Origin of the sequence: Mediterraneibacter glycyrrhizinilyticus, assembly GCF_015560805.1 — a bacterium.
GTDB classification, from domain to species: domain Bacteria; phylum Bacillota; class Clostridia; order Lachnospirales; family Lachnospiraceae; genus Schaedlerella; species Schaedlerella glycyrrhizinilytica_A.
The window spans coordinates 189,378-208,631 of sequence record NZ_JADMSO010000001.1; the positions used below are offsets into that span (position 1 = coordinate 189,378).

18 protein-coding genes and 1 tRNA gene are annotated in these 19,254 nt (G+C 49.2%); 13 read left to right on the plus strand and 6 right to left on the minus strand.

The window, feature by feature from the left end; genetic code table 11:
- Positions 1-12: 12 nt before the first annotated feature.
- A complete protein-coding gene (locus I2H87_RS00890) occupies positions 13-666 on the plus strand; it encodes an HAD family hydrolase (protein WP_009267342.1) in 654 nt (217 codons plus the stop codon).
- A gap of 58 nt (positions 667-724) precedes the next feature.
- Here I2H87_RS00890 and I2H87_RS00895 read toward each other — a convergent pair.
- Positions 725-797: transfer RNA gene (locus I2H87_RS00895), tRNA-Ala, on the minus strand.
- Positions 798-849: 52 nt separating this feature from the next.
- On the opposite strand from I2H87_RS00895, the gene I2H87_RS00900 reads away from it, so the two are divergent.
- The 7 genes from I2H87_RS00900 (at position 850) to I2H87_RS00930 (ending at position 8,953) form a co-directional block, all read left to right on the plus strand.
- Positions 850-1,815 carry a ComEC/Rec2 family competence protein gene (locus I2H87_RS00900; RefSeq protein WP_054703426.1) on the plus strand — a complete coding sequence of 322 codons (966 nt, stop codon included), beginning with the start codon at positions 850-852 and terminating at the stop codon, positions 1,813-1,815.
- A 180-nt stretch (positions 1,816-1,995) separates the two neighbouring features.
- Positions 1,996-2,505, plus strand: a complete 510-nt coding sequence (locus I2H87_RS00905) for a DedA family protein (RefSeq protein WP_009267340.1) — start codon at positions 1,996-1,998, stop codon at positions 2,503-2,505.
- A 15-nt stretch (positions 2,506-2,520) separates the two neighbouring features.
- On the plus strand, positions 2,521-3,852 hold the full coding sequence (locus I2H87_RS00910) for a glycosyltransferase (protein WP_195609102.1): 1,332 nt from the start codon (positions 2,521-2,523) through the stop codon (positions 3,850-3,852).
- Complete coding sequence (locus I2H87_RS00915) at positions 3,785-4,483, plus strand: lysophospholipid acyltransferase family protein (RefSeq protein WP_054703428.1); 699 nt, start codon at positions 3,785-3,787, stop codon at positions 4,481-4,483. Before I2H87_RS00910 ends, I2H87_RS00915 begins: the two co-directional genes overlap by 68 nt.
- Positions 4,484-4,877: 394 nt before the next feature.
- Complete coding sequence (locus I2H87_RS00920) at positions 4,878-5,576, plus strand: response regulator transcription factor (RefSeq protein WP_054703430.1); 699 nt, start codon at positions 4,878-4,880, stop codon at positions 5,574-5,576.
- Positions 5,545-7,713, plus strand: a complete 2,169-nt coding sequence (locus tag I2H87_RS00925) for a sensor histidine kinase (protein WP_195609103.1) — start codon at positions 5,545-5,547, stop codon at positions 7,711-7,713. The genes I2H87_RS00920 and I2H87_RS00925 overlap by 32 nt, the downstream gene beginning before the upstream one ends.
- A 277-nt stretch (positions 7,714-7,990) precedes the next feature.
- A complete protein-coding gene (locus I2H87_RS00930) occupies positions 7,991-8,953 on the plus strand; it encodes a type II CAAX endopeptidase family protein (RefSeq protein ID WP_195609104.1) in 963 nt (320 codons plus the stop codon).
- On the opposite strand, the gene hydF is transcribed toward I2H87_RS00930, so the two are convergent.
- The 5 genes from hydF to I2H87_RS00955 all read right to left on the minus strand — a co-directional run bounded on the left by hydF (position 8,914) and on the right by I2H87_RS00955 (position 14,600).
- Entirely contained in the window at positions 8,914-10,317 is a 1,404-nt protein-coding gene (hydF, locus tag I2H87_RS00935; RefSeq protein ID WP_195609105.1) for a [FeFe] hydrogenase H-cluster maturation GTPase HydF, read from the minus strand. The two genes, I2H87_RS00930 and hydF, sit on opposite strands and share 40 nt — an antisense overlap.
- A gap of 39 nt (positions 10,318-10,356) precedes the next feature.
- Complete coding sequence (hydG, locus tag I2H87_RS00940) at positions 10,357-11,778, minus strand: [FeFe] hydrogenase H-cluster radical SAM maturase HydG (RefSeq protein WP_195609106.1); 1,422 nt, start codon at positions 11,776-11,778, stop codon at positions 10,357-10,359.
- A gap of 125 nt (positions 11,779-11,903) precedes the next feature.
- Complete coding sequence (gene hydE / locus I2H87_RS00945) at positions 11,904-12,953, minus strand: [FeFe] hydrogenase H-cluster radical SAM maturase HydE (RefSeq protein ID WP_330611391.1); 1,050 nt, start codon at positions 12,951-12,953, stop codon at positions 11,904-11,906.
- Positions 12,950-13,270 carry a TM1266 family iron-only hydrogenase system putative regulator gene (locus I2H87_RS00950; RefSeq protein ID WP_195609107.1) on the minus strand — a complete coding sequence of 107 codons (321 nt, stop codon included), beginning with the start codon at positions 13,268-13,270 and terminating at the stop codon, positions 12,950-12,952. Before I2H87_RS00950 ends, hydE begins: the two co-directional genes overlap by 4 nt.
- Positions 13,271-13,592: 322 nt before the next feature.
- Positions 13,593-14,600: an AraC family transcriptional regulator gene (locus I2H87_RS00955; protein WP_195609108.1), complete on the minus strand. Its 1,008-nt coding sequence runs from the start codon at positions 14,598-14,600 to the stop codon at positions 13,593-13,595.
- A 131-nt stretch (positions 14,601-14,731) separates the two neighbouring features.
- Between I2H87_RS00955 and I2H87_RS00960 the strand changes: the two genes are divergently transcribed.
- The 5 genes from I2H87_RS00960 to trxB all read left to right on the plus strand — a co-directional run bounded on the left by I2H87_RS00960 (position 14,732) and on the right by trxB (position 19,168).
- Positions 14,732-16,225, plus strand: coding sequence for a glycoside hydrolase family 30 protein (locus I2H87_RS00960; protein WP_009267329.1), 1,494 nt, complete (start codon positions 14,732-14,734; stop codon positions 16,223-16,225).
- Positions 16,226-16,325: 100 nt separating this feature from the next.
- On the plus strand, positions 16,326-17,063 hold the full coding sequence (locus I2H87_RS00965) for a TraX family protein (RefSeq protein ID WP_195609109.1): 738 nt from the start codon (positions 16,326-16,328) through the stop codon (positions 17,061-17,063).
- 26 nt (positions 17,064-17,089) lie between these two features.
- The gene (locus tag I2H87_RS00970; RefSeq protein ID WP_195609110.1) at positions 17,090-17,362 is read left to right on the plus strand and encodes an acylphosphatase; all 273 of its coding nucleotides are present in this window, start codon (positions 17,090-17,092) and stop codon (positions 17,360-17,362) included.
- A gap of 67 nt (positions 17,363-17,429) precedes the next feature.
- Positions 17,430-18,224: a pyrroline-5-carboxylate reductase gene (proC, locus tag I2H87_RS00975; protein WP_195609111.1), complete on the plus strand. Its 795-nt coding sequence runs from the start codon at positions 17,430-17,432 to the stop codon at positions 18,222-18,224.
- A gap of 38 nt (positions 18,225-18,262) precedes the next feature.
- A complete protein-coding gene (gene trxB, locus I2H87_RS00980; RefSeq protein WP_195609112.1) occupies positions 18,263-19,168 on the plus strand; it encodes a thioredoxin-disulfide reductase in 906 nt (301 codons plus the stop codon).
- Positions 19,169-19,254 lie beyond the last annotated feature (86 nt).

Below are 19,254 nucleotides of genomic sequence, written 5' to 3' on the forward strand. Positions count from 1 at the left end.
GGAGGGATTTCCTTGTACACCGATGTTATCAAAGGACTTGTATTTGACATGGACGGACTGCTGTTCGACTCGGAGCGGGTTGTGCAGCAGTCTTGGAATTATGCGGGAAATCTGCTGGGTTTTGGGAATCTGGGCGAACATATTTACCACACGATCGGAATGAACCGTGGGGGAAGAGAAATTTATTTCAGGGAACATGTCGACGCGGATTTTCCGATGGAACGTTTTAATGAGGTGACAAGAGCACGCTATTATGAAATATTGGAACAGACGGGAATTCCGATGAAGCCCGGCGCAAAAGAACTGCTTCGGGCGGCTAAGGAAAAGGGGCTTCGGATCGCATTGGCGACCTCTTCCAGTCGGGATCACGCGGAAGCGATGCTGGCGCGTTACGATCTTGCGCAGTTTTTTGACGGATGTGTGTGCGGCGATATGGTGACGAGAAGTAAGCCGGATCCGGAGATTTACGAAAAAGCATGCCGGTTGATCGACGTTCCGTCTCAATATGCGGTCGCGCTGGAAGATGCGCCGTCAGGCGTGCGCTCGGCAGCGGCGGCAGGGATGCGTGTGATCGTCGTGCCCGATCTGGTGGAGCCGTCGGAAGAGATACTGGCGCTTGCATGGAAGCGGTGCGACAGTCTGACGGATGTGATCGGGATGATATAAGAAAAAGGAGAATGCAGACTGTTTTACAGTCAGAAATGCATTCTCCTTTTTCGAGAACTGGAGTATACGGGATTCGAACCCGTGGCCTCAACAATGCGAATGTTGCGCGCTCCCAACTGCGCTAATACCCCAAAGACATATAAAGATTATAGCACTAAAAAGACAAGAAGGGAAGTATAGAATATGAAAAAACGCAAAAGACGTAAAAAAAATAAAAAAGGGTTTGTGGCAGCCGTCGCAGTCATATTGATTTCCGGCGGCGGTCTTTACGGCGTTATGGATTATCTGGATTCGCAGGGGATTCCGGCAAAAGAAGCGGTCGGGAAGATTACAGATCTGTTTCAGAAGAAAAAGGATGTGGCTTCATCGACTGTCGCGGAGGGGGAGATGTACGTCACCTTTCTGGATGTGGGACAGGGAGACTGCACGATCATCCAGACGAAAGACGGAAATATGATGATCGATGCGGGAAACAACTCCTGGGGAGAGACTGTTGTGGCTGCGCTTGATGAGCGTGGGATCGAAGAACTGGACTATCTGATTCTGACCCATCCGGATGCGGATCATATCGGGGGAGCCGATAATGTACTCCGGGAAATTACGGTAGAAAAGGTATTGATGCCGGATGTGGAAAATGACACTGTGACTTATACGGAAGTGGAAAATCTGATCTCAGAAAAGCAGATCCCGGTCGATCATCCTTATGCGGGTGCTGAATATGCGCTGGGGGATGCGGCGTTTACGGTGCTTTGTCCTCAGGCGGACGGAGTCAGTGAAAATGATCTGAATTCTTCTTCGGTCGGGATCAAGCTTGTGCATGGTGAAAATTCTTTTGTGATGTGCGGGGATGCGGAAGCAGAGGCGGAACAGGAGATGACCGCGCAGTTTGGAACTGCGCTGGAATGCGACGTGCTCAAATGCGGACATCACGGCAGCAGTACGGCAACCACACCGGAATTTCTGGCGGCGACCGATCCGACATGGGCGCTCATCAGCTGCGGAAAAGACAATTCCTACGGACATCCGCATGCGGAAGTAATGGCTGCGCTGGAAGATGCGGACGTGCAGGTATACCGCACCGACCAGCAGGGAACGATCACCTGTGTAAGCGACGGAAAAGAATTACATTGGAGGACAGAACATGAATGAGCGATACAAGATTTTCGTTTCCGAAGGCGGTGAGGCTTTTGGATTCGCTGCAGATCAAGATAGATTGACGACGCATTCACAATTTCTTTAAACTTCTTAAGATTTTCTTTTGATTCTTCTAACGGTCTCCTTTAGAACTGTCCGATATGATAAAGACAGTTCTAAAGGAGGCTGTTTTTTATGAGTATTCAGGTATTGACCAATTATTTTATAGAATACGGAGCATTTTTTATCTTCCTGATCGTACTGCTGGAATATTTGAATTTACCGGGATTTCCGGCGGGCGTGATCATGCCGCTGGCGGGGATCTGGGCGGCAAAAGGGGAGATCGGATTTCCGATGGTGATGCTTTTGTCCGTTGCGGCAGGGCTTGTCGGAAGCTGGGCGTTGTATCTGTTGGGGCGGCTTGGAGGAACGAAAGTGATGGAATTCTATTTCCGGAAGTTTCCGAAGCAGCAGCCGGTCATTGAGGACAAGATGCAGATGCTCCGGGAAAAAGGCTGTATCGGTGTGTTCGTGAGCAAACTGCTCCCGATGGTGCGGACGATCATCTCGATCCCGGCGGGAATGGTGCGCATGGACTTTCTCAAATATACGGTCAGTTCTGTATGCGGAATTTTTATCTGGAATCTTGTGTTCGTCGGAGCCGGATATTTTTTCGGCGAGACGGCGATCCGGATTCTGGGATAGCGGGGAGGAATGAGAATGAAGATCGCAATGCTTACGAATAATTACAAACCATTTTTAGGAGGAGTTCCGATCTCGGCGGAACGGCAGGCGAAAGAACTGGTGAAACTGGGACATGAAGTAACGGTGTTTGCGCCGGAATATGACGGAGAACTTCCGGAGGGAGAGGATCATTTTGACGAAAACGGGATCCGGATCTTTCGCTATGAGACATCGGCGAGATGTATGGAGAACGGGATGGTCTATCCGAGACTGATCTTAAAAGAGATCACAAAAGTGTTTGAAGAGGAGTCGTTTGATCTGATCCACACGCATCATCCGATGTTTGTCGGGATGACGGCATTATATCTGGGGCGGAAATATCAGCTTCCGGTGATCTATACCTATCATACAAGATATGAAGATTATCTGCATTATATCGGATTTTTGAAGCCCGAGGGAAAGGGGAGGATCTTGAAGCAGCAGCTTTTGAAATTGGGGCAGAATGTAGTGGTTCCGGAATTTATGAGATGGTTTACGAACCAATGCGATCTGGTGCTGGCGCCGACGGCGGGGATGCAGAAACGGATCCGTGAAAACGGAACGAGAATGCCGATGGCAGTTTTCCCGACAGGACTGGAAGAGACATTTTATCAGGAACATCCAAAAGAAGCCGGAGAAATCCGCCGGAAATATATGGGAGGACAACAGAACGTATCCGGAAGAACAGACGGGTACATGTTCTGCACGGCGGGACGTCTGGAAGAGGAGAAAAATCCCCATTTCCTGTTGAACGGGATCCGGAAACTGAAAGAAAAAATGGACGGAACATTTTTCAGGGTGCTCCTGATCGGAAACGGAAGCATGACGGAAGAACTGAAAGCGGAAGCGAAAAAACTCGGGATCGAAGAAGAGATCGTGTTTGTCGGAAAAGTTCCGAATGAAAAGCTGAACTGCTATCTTCAGGCATGCGACGCATTTTTATTTACGTCAAAATCCGAGACACAGGGGATCGTGCTTGCGGAAGCATTTGCGGCGGGACTTCCGGTTGTGGCTGTGGAGGCGTCCGGCGTGGAGGACATTGTGGAAAACGGAGTGAATGGATTCCGTACAGCGGAAGACGTCGAGATCTGGACAGACAAGATCTTGGAAATGTTAGATAAAAGGGAAGAGATGAGCGAACGTGCAAAAGTGACGGCGGCAGGATACCGGTCCGCGCGGCTGGCGATGTATGAGGAACTGCTGTATCGGCAGTGCATTGTGGCGAAAGAAATTGCCGGAGAATATGAGGAGGAAATGGATTATGAGTATAAAGAAGATCGGACAGAACATACTGCAGGCGGTGTTTTCCGGATATTTAAAGCTTCTTGAAAAGACCGTACATATGGAATGGGATGAAGACCGGCTTTACGGGAACAGTCAGATCTTCGGGTTCTGGCATGAAGACAGTTTTATCATGAATCTGGTTTTGAAAAATCTGCGCGGAAAGACAGCGCCGGTGGATGTGATCGTGACCGCAGATACAAGAGGAAATTATATTGAGCATATGATCAAAAAGTGTGGAGGAAATGCGCTGCGGATCCCGGACGGTTATGCGGCGTTTGGCGCATTGAAAAAATTAATGCAGTCGTCCTATGAGCAGACCCGTTCGCTGGCGATCGCATTGGACGGTCCGCTGGGACCGCGTCACGAGCCGAAAAAGCTGGCATTCTATCTTTCGGAACAAAGCGGCGACGATTTTGTCGGGATCAGCGTGCACTATTCTTCCTGTTTCCGGATGTTCTGGAGATGGGATCACTATGCGGTACCGCTTCCGTTTTCCACAGTGACCGTGGCGATCCGGGATTACGGGGAAGTCAGCAAGCGCACGATCCCGGAGCTTCCGGTCACGGCGGTAGTTTCCGGTGTCCCGGCTCCGGCTATGGCTCGGGAATCCCATCCTCCGGTACATCGCGCCGGACAAATGATCAAAGATACACTCCGCTATCAGAAAATTGTGTGATATACTATAAAAAGACGCCGGAATTGTGGGAGTGCACAGCACAAAACAATTCGTAGCGTCAGTGTACAAGGGGGAAAACGGTCGATGAAGCGCAAATCTCAGCCTCTTTGTTGTTACTTTCGCTCCGCGTACGTCTCTGTACGCGTCGTTCAAGTGCCTAAAAGAGGCTGAGATTTGTCTCTTCTCGACTCGCAGACCTCAACCGCGGATATTTCGGTGCTTTTCAAGGCAGACGATTGAAGCGTACTGGATGTACGCCGATTGAGGATAACGCTGAAAATCACCGGAATTACGCGGTTTGAGGCGTATTTCCCCTTGTACATTGACGCTTAGGTATCTTTTTCCCCCGGTATCCCGGGGTGGTATGAAGAACAGCAAGGAGGGACAGCATCATATGGAAATGAATCATGTGTTGGTAGTGGAAGACGATAAAGAGATCAGAGAGGGAGTCCGGATCTATCTGCAAAGTCAGGGATATGAAGTCTTTGAGGCGGCAGACGGGATCGAGGGATTGGAAGTGATAGAAAAAGAGGAGATCCATTTGGCGATCGTGGACATTATGATGCCACGGATGGACGGGATCCATATGACGATGAAGCTGCGGGAAAAGCATGATTTTCCGGTGATCATGCTCTCGGCGAAATCAGAAGAAGTCGATAAAGTCATGGGATTGAACATCGGGGCGGACGACTATGTGACGAAACCGTTTACGCCGATGGAACTGATGGCGCGGGTCAATTCCCAGCTTCGCAGATACCGGAGATTTATGGAAAAACTGGAGCCAAAAGAAAATGTGCATGTCATCGGCGGTCTTGAGATCAACGAAGATACGGTACAGGTCACAATGGACGGAAGCCCGGTGAAGCTGACGCCGATCGAGTACAAGATCTTATTGCTGCTGGCAAAAAATCCGGGGCATGTATTTTCGGCGGAAGAAATTTACGAGCGGGTCTGGCAGGAACGTGCGATCAATACGGATACGATCATGGTACATGTCCGCAACATTCGTGAGAAGATCGAGATCGATCCGAAAAATCCAAAATATTTAAAGGTGGTGTGGGGTGTTGGATACAAAATTGAAAAACAATCATAAATTCGCAGGTATTTTGATCGTCGTGTTTCTTCTGATCTGTTCGATCAGTATGACAGCCTCGTATCCGATGTATAAAAATCGGATCAGTGAAGCCGGAGACCGGGCAGAACTGGAAGATGCGATCGAGAACATTTGGGATAATCTGGTCCCGGGAATCCATTTCCTGTATAACGAAGTGTATCAGGAGACGGATCAGTCATACGTCATGGAGAATTATGGCGGGCAAGAGTTTTTCTTACTCCGGAAATATATCGAGTGTGAATTGTATGATGCAGACGGCAATGCGCTGACCGGAAACAATGATGAGAAATTTGCAAAGAAACTGAAAGATGAAGACAGTAACTATGCATTTCGGGCAACATTTGATGTTGATGCAGGCGGAGAATTGACCGAGGTCACGGTTGACGGAAGCGCGCAGAAAGCGCAGGAACAGTATCAGATCGAAAAGGCTCTGTATAATGCGTTTGAATACGACGATAATTGGGATTATGTTTCGGAACCGTCAGATGTGACGGCAGTTTTTGCGATCACGCAGGAAAATCTGGACGCGTATATGACGGATAATTCCTATGATACATGGATGTATGCGGTCGCTCTTTCGGATGACAGTACCTATATCATGTTGGAATGGGGACTGGTGCTTCTCGTCGGAGCGGCGGCATTTGTGATCGCACTGAATAAAGGCTTGCGGATCTGGGATTGGAAGATCTTCCGGGCGCCGCTTGGTCTGGTGCTGCTTGTGTGGGCATATTTTGCCGGAAACCGGCTGAGCCGCGCGCAGGCTGCATGGAGTGCGATCAGCGGACGTTTCGCATCGGATTCTTCGCTCGGCGGGATCCAGCGTGACTTTGCGGCGATGACAGAGCAGCTGCTCAATGTGGGAATGTGGTTTCTTGTATTTGCAGGTGTGTACTGGGGCGTGACCTGTCTGTCCGCGATCCTGTTTATGAAGAAAGAATATTGGAGAAAACGGACGATCTGCGGTTTCGTGTATACATGGTATAAACAAAGCGGAGAGGACTCGGATGATAAGATCCGCAAGGGAATGAATGGGATCACCGGCTTTGTAAAACATTGCTGGCAGACGTTTAGAGGGTGGATCCACCGGATTTATGACGGTCTGCTCCATATGGATATTCAGGAGAAGACAAATAAAAATATCTTGCGTATCGTGATCCTCAATTTTATCGTACTTGTGATCATCACCTGTTTCTGGTTTTTCGGAATTTTTGCTTTGATCATCTATTCTGTATTGCTGTTTTTGTTCCTGCGGAAATATTTTCGGGATATCCAGAACAAATATCAGCTGCTTCTGGAATCGACCAATCTGTTGGCGGACGGGAATTTAGACGCGCCGATCGACGGCGATCTCGGAATCTTTAATCCGATGAAAGAAGAGATCCAGAAGATCCAGAAAGGATTTAAGAAAGCGGTCGAGGAAGAAGTGAAAAGCGAGCGGATGAAGACGGAACTGATCACCAATGTTTCCCACGATCTGAAGACGCCGCTGACCGCGATCATCACATATGTGGATCTTTTGAAATCCGAGGAAGATCCGGAGAAACGTAAGGAATATCTGGAAGTTCTGGAACGGAAATCACTGCGGTTGAAAGTGTTGATCGAAGATCTGTTTGAGATCAGCAAAGCCACAAGCAAAAATGTGACGATGAATTTTATGAAAGTGGACATTGTGGGACTCTTAAAACAGGTCGGACTGGAATGCGATCGGAAGATCAAAGAGGCGGATCTGGATTTCCGGTGGAATCTTCCGGAAGAGAAAGTGGTACTCTTACTGGACAGCCAGAAAACCTATCGTGTCTTTGAAAACCTGATTGTGAACATCACGAAATACGGTATGCCGCATACGCGCGTCTATATCGATCTTATCGAGCAGGAGAATGGTGTGACGGTCACCATGAAAAATGTGTCCGCGGCGGAGCTGAACTTTAATCCGGACGAGATCACGGCACGGTTTGTGCGCGGAGATTCTTCCAGAAATACGGAGGGGTCCGGGCTGGGACTGGCGATCGCCCAGAGCTTTACAGAGTTACAATACGGAACATTGAAAGTTTCGACAGACGCGGATCTGTTCAAGGTGGAGATTGATTTCCCGAAGAGAACGGAGACTGCAAAGTGAGCGAAAGGATGAAAGAAACTATAAGAGAATGATGAAAACAGAGACCTTATCGGCATGTTACAAGCGAAATTTCACAAGTGGAATTTCACGTGCAGAATGTCGGTAAGGTTTTTCTTTTGAATGGAAATGTGATAAGATGGTGATACCAAAAGCGAACACTTTGTATTGAAAGTGTTCGTTTTGGGTAGTGCCGCGATGTATTGACACCGGCTTTTTATAGGATCGGGCAGAGAAGAATCTGTTGAAAATGAGTCCGACAGGAAAGGATGTGACAGGGATGGATACAGAGGTGAAGAGAAGTTTGAAACTGTGGCATGGGATTGTGGCGTTGATCGTAAGTGCTGTTCTTATATTTATTGCAGCGCCTTATATATTCGCTCCGCTTGGAATCTGGGGAAGCCTGTTGGGAGAATGGGTGCTTGTTGTAGTCTGTATCGCGGTGATCCGGTTCGCAAAGGCGGATGTGCGCGACATATTTCCGCTGAAAACGCCCCGGGTTGTCAATTCCATCGGTGTTGTAATGATGTGGATCGGCGTGATGCTTCTGGAAATGGCGTTGCTCTGTGTGATCGCTGTCTTTTTTCCGGAACAGTTTTTTGGTGTGCAGAGCGGAATGCAGGATCAGTTTATGGGCATACCGCTGGGGATGTTGGTTCTGGTCGTTGCGGTCACACCGGCAATCTGTGAGGAAGTGTTGTTCCGCGGCGTATTTTTAAATAGTCTGGAGCGCGGCGGATGGTGGAAGAACCGTTGGATTTCCGTTGTCATCTGCGGGCTGGTGTTCGGGATGTTCCATGGGGACTGGATCCGGATGATCCCGACCGCAATCGCGGGAATCGTCATGAGTTACCTGCTTTTGGAGACCGGGAATCTGTTCTATAACTGTTTGTTTCATTTTGTAAACAATCTCTTTTCGGTGCTGTCGGTTTATTTTGTGCAGCAGATTTTTTCACAGCTTCCGCCGGAACTGAATCAGGGGACGGAATTGCTGGAAAGTACGCAGATGCCTTTGGCGACCGTTGGGCTTTATGTGTTTTTGAGCGCGGCGGCGCCGGCATGTATTTATATCGGCAATTATTTGATGCACAGTAAGGCTGCCGGCTACCGGAAGAAACTTTTCCCGAGCAAAAGAGCGGATATTGTGATCACGCTCATCGCCGTGTCGGGAATCCTGTTTCTGTCCGGTCTTGTCATAATGATCTACGGAATGTTCGTTTCGCCGCCGATACTTTCGTTGTGACGGAATATTTCGGTACTGCGCTTCAGGATCCCTTTCATATGGGCGATCGCAGTTCCGTAGTTGGTGATCGGAATACCCGCATCATTCGCACAGCTCAAACGATATTTCATTTCCCGCTCGTTTAACATACAGCCGCCGCAGTGGATGATCATCCGGTAAGGCGACAGATCGGCTGGGAATTCAGCTCCGCTCGTGAATTCGAAACGGAGCTCTTTTTGTATAGGCGACGAGCCAAAGTCCGGGCTTGCCTGAGACCTTGGCGACTGCTTACAATCCCGGAATGTGCCTTTTGGTACTTCCGGTGATTTTTCGGAATTCGTTTCGGAACTTTTCTTCGCGTGTTCCTGAATCCAACGGGGAAGCTTTACCGTCCCGATGTCTTCGCATTGGCGATGGTGGGTGCAGCCCTCCGAGATCAGGATCGTGTCTCCGTCCTGCAGATCGTCAAGCGCCTGTGCGCCGCGGACGACCGTTTCCAGATTTCCTTTGTACCGCGCAAACAGGATCGAGAAAGAGGTCAGCGGAATTTCCGGCGGAACGATCGCTGCCACTTTCGGGAAGATCTGGCTGTCGGTCACGACGAGGGAAATCTGGGAGCCAAGCCGCCAAAGTGTATCGGAAAGCTCGGTGTCCCGGACGACAACGGCGGCGACTCCGGCGTCGAGAAGATCCCGGATCGTCTGCTGTTGGGGCAGGATCAGTCTGCCTTTCGGGGCGGCGGAATCGATCGGAACGACGAGCAGGACGAGACTTCCCGGTGCGACCAGATCGCCGATGATGCGCCGGGAGTGGGATTCTTTTGGAACGATCGCCGCAATCCGTTCTTTTAATTTCTCGATATGAAATCCGGTCTTCGCGCTGACTGTGATCTGATGTTCCTCTGAAACTGCCATAAAGTCGGAAGCGCGGCTGGCGTCGGGAGTTTCTTCCGGAGAGCGCGGCATTTGCGGAAAATCATGCGACTCCATCTTCAGGTCGCACTTGTTGCGGATAAGAAGATAGGGGATTTCTTTCTTTTGTATCAGCGCGAGGATTTCCCAATCCACGTCGGTCAGTCCGAGCGTGTTATCGATCACAAGCAGTGCAATGTCCGTTTTGTTCAACATCTGCTTTGCTTTTTGGATCCGCAGTTGTCCGAGTGCGCCCTCGTCGTCCAATCCGGGGGTATCGATCAGGACGACTGGACCTAACGGAAGCAGTTCCATTGCTTTTAAGACCGGATCGGTAGTCGTTCCCTTTACGTCGGAAACGATCGCAAGATCTTGTCCGGTGATCGCATTGATGATGCTTGATTTACCGGCGTTGCGCCGACCGAAGATCCCGATGTGGATCCGGTCGGCAGATGGTGTGGAATTTAAACTCATAAAATGCATCCTTTCTTGAAATGCGTTGTCAGAAGCGGATCAGAAACGGAAATCTCTCCGGTTGTTCTGCTCGATCAGGCGCAGATTTTCCAGGACAACGGCGCGGGCTTTTTCGTTCGGGACATTTAAGACTTCCCGTTCGATCAGTTTGTCGCCGATCGCTTTTGTTGCAGGGGAAGCATAGTCCATCAAATATTCTTTCAATGTCATCAGTGCATTCGGATGGCAGCAGTTCTGGATCTGTCCGCTCTTACAGAGGGACATGAAACGGTCGCCGGTACGTCCCTCCCGGTAGCAGGCGGTACAGAAACTCGGGATATAGTCCATTTCCATGAGCCAGCGCACGACTTCGTCGAGAGAACGTGTGTCGCTGACATCGAATTGCTCGGAGCGCGCATCCTCCGGTTCCGGTTCGTAGTAACCGCCCACGCTTGTGCGGGAGCCGCCACTGATCTGGGAAATGCCGAGGTGCAGGACGCGTTCTCTTGTCTTCTGATTTTCCCGGGTGGAAATGATCATGCCGGTGTACGGCACGGCGATGCGGATGCAGGCAACGATCTTGGCGAAAATGTCATCGTCGATTCCGTTGTCGAACTGATCCGGGTCGATGTCGTCGGCATGTTTCAGACGCGGAACGCTGATCGTGTGCGGTCCGACGCCGAACGCCGCCTCCAGATGTTCGGCATGCATCAGAAGTCCGGCAAACTCATAACGGTATTTGTCCAGTCCGAATAAAACACCCAGTCCGACGTCATCGATCCCGCCCTCCATGGCGCGGTCCATTGCCTCCGTATGGTAGTTGTAGTCGTGCTTTGGTCCGGTCGGATGAAGTTCGAGATAGCTTTCTTTGTGGTAAGTCTCCTGGAACAAAATGTAGGTTCCGATGCCGGCTTCCTTGAGCAGGCGGTAATCGTCCACGGTCGTTGCGGCGATATTGATGTTGACGCGGCGGATCGCGCCGTTTTTATGCTTGATGCTGTAAATGGTGTTGATCGAATCCAGATAATAATCCATCGTATTGTGCACCGGATCTTCGCCGGCTTCCAGTGCAAGACGTTTGTGTCCCATATCCTGCAAGGCAATGACTTCTCTGCGGATTTCTTCCTGTGTCAGTTTCTTTCTTGCAATATGTTTATTTTTCAGATGGTACGGACAGTAAGTGCAGCCGTTGATGCAGTAGTTGGACAGGTAAAGCGGCGCGAACATCACGATCCGATTTCCATAGAAATCTTTTTTGATCTGTTCCGCAAGTTTGAAGATTTCCTGATTCTTTTCCTCGTCGGAACAGGCGAGGAGAACGGAAGCTTCACGGTGAGACAGTCCTTTCCGTTTTTTTGCTTTTTCGATCAGAGAATCGATCAATGCGAGATTGTCTTTGTTTTCGTCGGCGTAGGCGAGTGTTTCCAGAATTTCCTCGTGGTTGATAAAATCATCGGCACATTTTGAAGTTACGTCATACATTGTAGTTTCCCTCCTGAGATTATATTTTTGAAACGCCGAAATTGCGGGGGTGCGAAGCACAAAGCAATTTGCCGGTCGGCGCCTGTTGATACTGTTTTTTATATGTTACCTGTTTTTTCAATACGCTACATGTTCAGTGAATCGCCCCGATCCACAACGACGTCATAGCCGATCGCCTGCATGGAGCGTTTCAGCCTGGCTACGGATTCGGCGGCTTCGTCGCCGGTACAGATTTTATTGTCGTAGAGCAGATAATCGCCGCGGACATCTTTCGGGGACAGATTGGGCATGACGACATTTGCCCCGGCGAGAACCCCCTGTTCTCTTCCGTTCGGCGCGATCGTTCCGAGAGCGGTCGTAGCCGGGAGCAGAACTTTCGGAAGCATCAGCCGGATGGCGCTGAGCAGGAATAAAGTCAGCTCCGGACTTCCAGCCCGTTCTTTGGCGAACGGCGTGTCATGATGCGGAATAAACGGTCCGATCCCGACCATCTGCGGATTCAATTTTTTGAGAAAAAGCAGGTCGTCGGCAAGGTTTTCCGTTGTCTGCCCGGGAGAACCGACCATAAATCCGCTTCCGACCTGATAGCCGATCTCCTTTAGATCCCAAAGACATTTCTGCCGGGAAGCGGCGGTCAGTCCGGCGGGATGGAGCGACGCGTAATGGGTGCTGTCAAATGTCTCATGTCGGAGAAGAAAACGGTTGGCTCCGGCGTCAAACAGTTGCTGATAGCTGTCGCGGGAACGTTCTCCGATGGAAAGCGTGATCGCACAGTCCGGAAATTCCGTGCGGATCGCATGAACGATATCGGTAAGAACAGCATCGGTAAAATGTCCGTCTTCTCCGCCCTGGAGGACAAATGTACGGAAGCCGAGTTCATATCCGCTGCGGCAGCAGTCCAGGATGACCGGTTTTGGCAGACGGTAGCGGTGGGCGTTGGAATTGCTTCTGCGGATCCCACAATAGAAGCAGTCGTTTTTACAGTAGTTTGTAAATTCGATCAGTCCGCGGATAAAGATGCGGTTTTGATAATGCATTTGCCGGACATGACGCGCACGTTCACTGAGATACGCGGCGTCTTCGGGTGTAAAATCTTCGAGAAGCCGGATCCAGTCTTCGCGGGGAAGCGCCTGTTCATTTTCAAGGCGGTCGATGAGCTGTTTCATATCTTTCATAAACGTGACGTGTCCTCCTTTGCCTGTGTTTTTTCGGAAGCTTTTGTCAGCGTCTTATCCGCAGCCGGCTCCGTAGTCTTTGCGTAAATGGTTTTTGTGCTGACGCCGGGCAGCATGCCGAGTTTTCCGGAAAGCGCACTGATGATATTACCCGGTGCATCGATGGCAATGCTGATAATGGAAATGCCTTTTTCGCGATACGGAAGTCCCATCCGTCCGATGATGTATTCTCCGTACCGGCTCAACAGGTGATTGAGTTCTTCGACGGAATCATTGCTTATGAGCACGATCCCGATCAAAGCGATCCGTGTGTCCATGAAACTCTCCTTTCTTATGTCTAGGGTCAAAGTGACGTTTGCTTTTTGGGCCGGAGATCCGGCAAGGTTCAAGGCTCCGGTTTCGGGATGGATGTTCACGTAGCATAAAAAATACCCGTGCCATTCCGAAATCAAAGGCGCGGGTATCAGAAGTAAGAGGGCGCTGCCCTCTTGTATGATTTGAAAATATGCGCGCCTTTCTGCGCAGGTACGGTTCGTATGGTTCGGAAAAGAACAGTCCTTTGCAGTCAGAACGATTTAAGATGATTTTAGCATGGAGGGGGAGAAAAAGGAAGCGGAGTTTGGTAAAGAAAAATTTATTTCAGATCAGCAAATCCCCTTTTTTATACGGCAATTCCCAGAAATGTTGGAATTGGTTGAAGTCCATAATATCCTGATGGAGTAATTCTTTGCGGGGAAGTGTTCCGGCGGTTTTTTTGCGGTACTTGTTTGGGGCGATTCCATTGATGAGATGAAATACATGGTAAAAATTACTCAAACTTGTAAAACCGCACCGTTCCGCGATCTCTGTGACCGGGAGCGTGGTGTTTTCCAGATAACCGCAGGCGATGTTGACACGGAGGGTGTTCAGATAATTGATAAGGCTGATACCGAGCCGCTGGTGGAACATCCGGTATATCGTCGGTTCGCTGACATGGACGCGTTTTGCCAGGATCTCTGCGTTGAGGGGGCGGTTATATTCCTCATGGACGATCTGAATACATTTGGAAAATAATTCTCTGGATACAGAACGTGTACTTTCTTCTTTTTTTATTTGCTTATGACGGGACAGGATGCGGAGAACATTGTAAAGCTCCATATGGAATGCATTCCATTCTTCCTCGGTCTGCAGGACAGGCGGCGTACAGGATGGGTGGGAAGTATGCTCATAAGGGGGAAGCGTCGGAAGATCCTGAAAATCCGGTGTTAGAAGCCAGGTCATTTTTCCGAGGCTGTGCCGGAGACTTTGGATATCCGGATCGGTTGGCGGAAGTGCGCATTCTCCGATGGTCGAACAGGAATAAACTTCTGTGGAAAGATTACGTAAATATTGCGGATCGACAGAAATGATGAGCTGCAGTCCATCGGGAGTGCCGTTTGAGATCTCGTGATCCAGTCCGCTGTTGATCGTTATAAGATCACCTGCCTGCAGTGTCAGAAGTGTGCCGTCGATCCGGATCTGGAAACTTCCGGCGATGCAGCAGAGGATCTCCAAATGCTCGTGCCAATGCAGACGGTTAAATCTTACGTTTCCGGCAAAAGCTTCTACGTTCAGATCCGGGATGAGCCTGTTCATTTTCTTGATTTCATAATAGCCTTTGGATTTCATTTTCAATTCCTCCGAGTTAAAAACAATGTTGTTTTGATCGAATATTGGAAAAAATATTTCCGATGTTATAAGAAGAAAATCGGATTCTATGATAATTTTAATTGTATCATGAGAGTGGAAAGGAGCCAATTATGAATTGTAGACAGATCACAACTTTTACAGTAAATGGGAATGCTTATCCGAAGACGTGCAAGATCCCGGTCACAAAAGAGGCGGATGAGCCAAGACATTTGGAATCGGGGGTATTGAATCTGTATCCGCAGACCACATTTCAGGAGATCGAGGGATTTGGCGGAGCGATGACGGAGTCCTCGGCATATTTATTTTTGAAAATGGATGAGGCGGTGAGAAAGGCGGCTCTCGAAGAATATTTCGGGAAAAACGGAAATCACACGCGTTTTGTCCGCGTACATATGGACAGCTGTGATTTCTCTTTGGAAGAATATGCCGCGGTGGAAGACCCGATCGCGGATCCGGAGCTTGCGACATTTTCAATCAAACGGGATCAGAAGTATATCATTCCGATGCTGAAAGAGGCAATGGCAATTTCTAAGGAGCCGCTGGAGGTGCTTTTGAGTCCTTGGTCTCCTCCGGCAGCATGGAAAACTCCGCCGAAAAAGCAGCAAAATGATCTTGCCGTTTACGGAGCATTGTTCGGATTTGAAGTGGAACCGGTCGATTACACAAAACCATCAAGGTGCAACGGTGGCAGTCTGAAACCGGAGTATTATGGCGCATGGGCAAAATATCTTGTGAAATTTGTGCAGGCGTATTTGGATGAGGGGATCCCGGTGACAATGATGTCGATCCAGAACGAATCGATCGCGGCAACGAATTGGGACAGCTGTGTGTGGACGGCAGGAGAGCAGAAGACATTTTTACGCGACTATTTATACCCGGAATTTGAGAAAGCGGGCTTGACGAAACAAGTAGGCATTTATATCTGGGACCATAATAAAGAGCGGGTTTTGGAATATGCACAGGAGATCCTTGACGAGGAAACGATGTCGATGGTCGAGGGAATCGCATTTCACTGGTATTCCGGTGATCATTTTGAAGCGGTGGATCTGACGAAGAAATGTTATCCGGATAAGATTCTGATGTCCAGCGAATGTTGTGCGCTGCATGAACCCGGAAAAGCAGGAATTACAGGACTGTTCGGAGATCCGAAACTGCCGGAGACTGTGGAGACAGAAGATGCATTTGCCTATGCGCATGATTTGATCGGTAATCTGAATGCGGGAATGAACCGTTGGATCGATTGGAATCTGATTGTGGACAAAAACGGAGGTCCGAGACATGTGCCGAGTGGATTTGCGGCACCGATGATCGCAAATGAGGATGGCACCTATCGGAAAAATCTTACGTTTGATTTTATTGCGCATTTTTCACGGTATATTTTGCCGGGGGCGAAACGGATCGGATTTTCTAAATGCGATGCAGAAATTGAAATGACGGCGGCGCAAAATGTGGATGGATCTATTGTGGCGGTGATCTTAAATAAGACGAGAACAGACTGTCAGTATGCGATCCGTCTGGAGGGAAATGTAATCCGGATCCGGATTCCGGCGTATACGTTGAGTACGATTGTGATCGAACCGCAGCAGGAAGAAAAAAAGAAATAATGAATGGCGCGAGAATCGTGAGATGTAGGAAAAAGGAAGTGACATTGCTTCCTTTTTCTTATATAATAAAATAATCCGGAAATAGATACAGGAGAAGAGGATGAACAGCTTGAATGAAAAAAATTTACGCGTTTTAAATCGTGACGTGATCAAATATATCGCAACTTTTACAATGGTCCTGAATCATATCGGGATCGTGTTTCTTATGCCGGGGACGTTCCTTAGGGAACTGTTGGTTGACATCGGTTATTTTACCGCGCCGGTCATGTGTTATTTTCTTGTGGAGGGATATTATCACACACATTCCCGGATACGTTATGCGGGCAGACTGCTTTTGTTTGCAGTTTTGGCGCAGATACCGTATACATTGGTGTTTCAGACGACGGTACTGAACATGTTGTTTACGTTATTTTTCTGCTTTTTGCTTCTGGAGGTAAAGGCACGGATTCAGAGTCCGTTCTTTCGGTGGACAGGCTATCTGATCCTGATCTTTCTGACCGGATTTTGTGACTGGCCGACGATGGCGGCAGCTTACACGTTATTGTTTGCGTATGCATACGGTTCCGAAAAGAAAATGTGGCGCGCCTTTCTGATCAGTTGGGCATTGTTTGCATTTATGATGTTTACCGGAAATATGCTGTACTACTCTCCGGGGATGACAGTTCTTGTCACAGCGGGAAGCGTGCTCGGAGCGGTTCCGGCGGCGGTCGTGCTGATGTGTTTTTACAACGGAAAGCGTGCTGTGCGTGGGAAAACATTTTCAAAATGGTTTTTCTATTTATTTTATCCACTTCATCTGTTGGCGATCTGGGGAATTGCCGTGTGTTTCTTTTTATAGCATACATCGGAAAAAGGAGAAAGATTATGTCGGAAGTACGAAAACATATTATATTTCATGGGCGTGTACAGGGCGTGGGATTCCGTTACACTGCAAAATATCTGGCGCAGTCGCTTGGGCTGACCGGCTGGGTGGCAAATGAGTGGGATGGCACGGTTTCCATGGAGATCCAAGGTCGCGAAGCGTTGATCAACAAGCTTTTGGTGGGATTGAACCACGGGCAGTTCATCACGATCGAATGGATGGACACAAAAGAAGTCCCGCTCAAGGAAGAGCATGGTTTTAAAGTAAGAGGATAAAAAATCCGAAATGGATTTTAAAATATAAGAACATAAGAGATAAGAACAAACAGGAGGACAAGCACAAATGAAATTAGGATTTATCGGAACAGGAAATATGGCGGGAGCGATCATGGGAGGCATCATCGGACAGGGACTTATCCCGGCATCGGAGATCATCGGATCGGATGTTTTTGCAGCGGGAAGAGAAAAAGTAAAAGATCAGTATGGAATCCATGTGACCGAGAACAATAAGGAAGTAGTAGAAAAAGCGGATAAATTCATTTTGTCGGTGAAACCGCAGTTTTATGCATCTGTGATCGAAGAGATCAAGGACGTTGTCCGGGAAGACCAGATCATCATCACGATCGCGCCGGGAAAAACATTAAAGTGGCTGGAAGAGCAATTTGGCAGACCGTTAAAGATCGTTCGCACAATGCCGAATACGCCGGCGATGGTCGGAGAGGGGATGACTGCCGTCTGCGCAAACGAGCGAGTGACGGAAGAAGAACTGGGAGAGGTTCTTACAATGTTGAATGCATTCGGAAAAACAGAGGTGGTGCCGGAGCATTTGATCGACGTAGTCGTATCCACAAGCGGAAGTTCTCCGGCATATGTATTTATGATGATCGAAGCGATGGCAGACGCAGCGGTTGCCGACGGAATGGCACGTCCGCAGGCTTATAAATTTGCGGCGCAGGCAGTACTCGGAAGTGCGAAAATGGTTCTGGAAACCGGCAGGCATCCGGGCGAACTGAAAGATATGGTATGCTCTCCGGGCGGAACGACGATCGAGGCGGTTCGTGTGCTGGAAGCAAAAGGGTTCCGAAGCGCACTGATCGAAGCAATGAAAGCCTGTGCGGAAGTTTCTAGAAATATGTAAAATCAGTGAAGAGCAGAACAAGGAAGGAGGTTTTTACGATGTATGATATTGGGATTATCGGCGGCGGAACAGCCGGACTGACCGCGGCAATTTACGGGCAGCGGGCAGGAAAGAAGACGATCGTATTTGAGGGGACGAATTTCGGCGGCCAGATCGCATCCTCTCCGGAAGTGGAAAATTATCCGGGGATCGCGAAGATCAGCGGCGCAGAATTTTCCATGAAGCTGATGGAACAAGCAGTAAATCTCGGAGCGGAGACGGTGATGGAGCAGGTGACCGGCGTGCGTGATTCAAACGGGATGAAAGTCATCGAGACGGCGGGAACGGACTATGCATGCAAGTCGCTGATCCTTGCGGCAGGCGTGACGCACCGGCATCTCGGACTGGAACGCGAAGAACAGCTTGTCGGTTCCGGGATTTCTTACTGTGCGACTTGTGACGGAATGTTTTTCCGCGGAAGAGATGTGGCAGTGATCGGCGGCGGAAATACTGCGCTTCAGGATGCGGCATTTCTGGCAAATTATTGTAATAAAGTATATCTTGTGCATCGGCGGGATGAATTCCGCGGGGAAGCAGGGCTGGTGGAAATGCTCAGAAAACGTGAAAATGTAGAGTTTGTTCTGAGTGCAGTCCCGAAAGCGATCGTCGGAGAACATATGGTGACCGGACTGATCCTGACAAATCAGAAGACAAAAGAAGATTTTCAGCTTGATGTGAACGGTATTTTTGTGGCGATCGGTCATGCGCCGAAAAATGAATTGTTTGCGGAGCTGGTGGAATTGGATGAAGCCGGATTTATTAAGGCAGGGGAAGACTGTCTGACAAAAACACCGGGCGTATTCGCGGCCGGAGACTGCCGGACAAAAGAAGTGCGTCAGCTGACGACCGCGGCGGCAGATGGAGCTGTGGCGGCGCTTGCGGCGGTGAAATATTTGCAGAAATAAACCATGCAGAGCAGAGGGGGCGATAGTCCCCCTTTTGTTGCAAGGGAGGAAGAGTCAGAGTACAAGGAAAATTACGTGCTAAACCG